Annotated in this window: 2 protein-coding genes; one reads left to right on the plus strand and one right to left on the minus strand. The window is 68.9% G+C overall.

All coding sequences use genetic code 11. The features are described from left to right. The coding region (locus AQJ27_RS51360; RefSeq protein WP_067385995.1) for a DUF4097 family beta strand repeat-containing protein at positions 1 to 628 on the minus strand (628 nt) is incomplete at its 3' end. A gap of 241 nt (positions 629 to 869) precedes the next feature. Here AQJ27_RS51360 and AQJ27_RS51365 point away from each other — a divergent pair. Then, the coding region (locus AQJ27_RS51365) for a helix-turn-helix domain-containing protein (protein WP_067385997.1) at positions 870 to 1,608 on the plus strand (739 nt) is incomplete at its 3' end.

A 1,608-nucleotide genomic window follows, 5' to 3' on the forward strand; every position in this document is an offset into this window, starting at 1 on the left:
TGGCGCGGATGTCGAGTGCGGGGGTGCCGTCGTTCTTGAGGGTGTTGCTGACGCGGCCGTGGCCGGTGCCGGCGTCCAGGGTGGCGGAGACGCCGGCGGCGGCGCCGACCGAGATGTCGCCGGACTGGGTGCGGAGCTCGACCGTGCCGCGTACGGCCTCGGTGATCCGGATGTCGCCCCGTGCGGTGCTGATCTCCGCGGAGCCGCCCAGCCGGCCGACCTCGACGTCGCCGTCGGTCGCGGTGAGGCGGACACCCGCGGCCTCGTCGATCTTGATCTGGCGGTACGCGCCGTCGAAGGCGATGTCGCCGAGGCGTCCGACGCCGCGGAGCTCGGCGCCGGCGGCCTTGGCCTCGATGCGGGAGCCGGCGGGCAGCTGGACGGTGACCTCCAGGGATCCCGAGGGGCCCAAGAGCCGGCCGTGGGGGGCCGGGGTCGTGATCCGCAGGACGCCGTCGGCGTAGGCGATTGCTGTCTGTTCGGCGGCCTTGGTGTCGCGGCTCTTGGAGGGGTCGGCGGGCAGGACCTCGACGGTGGTGTCGGCGCGGTCCGCGGCGATGACCTGGATGCGTCCGGCGGGGATGTCCAGGACGGCGGAGATCGGGGCGGGGGTGTCGAACTTCTGCATCATGCTCTCCCGTGCTCGCTCGTTGTTTCTGACACCGGAAACGCTACGTTGCTTTCCAGAACCAGACAACAAGCACGTTGCACCAAACCAGCATCAGTGCAGGTAGATGCCGGGAAAGTGTTGCAACAGGCTTGAGAGCAACGCAACGACAGCTATCCCGGTCATTGCAATGAGCGAGACGTGAACGCTACAGTGGGGAAACCAGGAACCGCCACGAAGAACCACCGGCAAGGAGAGTGCGATGCCCGGAGGCAGGCTCACCCAGCAGGAACGCCAGCAGATCGCGCTGGGACTGGCCGACAGCCTCCCCTACGCCGAGATCGCCCGCCGCCTCGACCGCCCCACCTCCACGATCACACGCGAGGTGATGCGCAACGGCGGCCCCACCACCTACCGCGCCGACCTGGCCCACCGCGCCACCGAACACCGCGCCCACCGGCGCAGACCCGCCACCCCCCACGGACCCGCATCCGCCCCCCAGCCACACGGACGCAACGCCGAGGCCGTCGCCGCATACGAGGAGACCCTCACCACCGTCCTCATGGCCTCGGGCATCACCAAAATGCCCGCCCGGGTACTCACCTGCCTGTTCACCACCGACACGGGCAACCTCACCGCATCCCAGCTCGCCCAGCACCTCCAGGTCAGCCCGGCATCCATCTCCAAAGCCATCACCTTCCTGGAAAGCCAGAGCCTCGTCCGCCGCGAACGCGACGAACGCCGCCGCGACCGCTACCTCGTCGACGACGAACTCTTCTACCAGGCAACGATCGCCAGCGCCCGAGCCAACGACCAACTCGTCACCACCGCACGCCAAGGCGTCACCGTCCTCGGCCCCCACACCCCCGCCGCCACCCGCCTGGAGAACATCGCCCGCTTCCTCGACTTCATCAGCGAAAGCATCATCCGCGCCGCCGAACAAGCCCGCGAAGTCCTCCACACCACACCCGAAACAACCCCGAACAACACCCCCAACCAGA

The sequence above is a fragment of the Streptomyces olivochromogenes genome, from assembly GCF_001514115.1.
In the GTDB taxonomy this organism is placed as follows: domain Bacteria; phylum Actinomycetota; class Actinomycetes; order Streptomycetales; family Streptomycetaceae; genus Streptomyces; species Streptomyces olivochromogenes.